This is a genomic window from Bradyrhizobium cosmicum (genome assembly GCF_032290525.1).
GTDB lineage: Bacteria > Pseudomonadota > Alphaproteobacteria > Rhizobiales > Xanthobacteraceae > Bradyrhizobium > Bradyrhizobium cosmicum_A.
Genome location: NZ_JASXTA010000529.1, coordinates 1 through 242 on the forward strand (window position 1 = coordinate 1; position 242 = coordinate 242).

General features: G+C 68.6%; 1 protein-coding gene. It reads right to left on the reverse strand.

What is annotated here, in order from left to right:
• Positions 1–242 (reverse strand): DedA family protein (locus QSV46_RS40825; protein WP_409997308.1); only part of this gene is annotated, 242 nt, incomplete at both ends.

Genomic DNA, 242 nt, shown 5'->3' on the forward strand with positions numbered 1-242 from the left:
GTCTGTGCGAAGTACTTGCGCTTGAGGATCCGCCCCTCGCGCCGGTAGAGCGGTGGACCGAGGCGTCTGCCGATCTCGTAGCCGACGATGTTGCCGGCCACGGCGGCGAGGGTGAGCAGCACCAAGGTGATGCCGAGCTCGACGAGGGGCGGCGTGCCGAAGACGTCGAGGTCGCCGGTGGCGATGAAGACGCCGAGCGAGAGCAGCAGCGTGTCGCCCGGCAGGAACGGGAAGAACAGCCC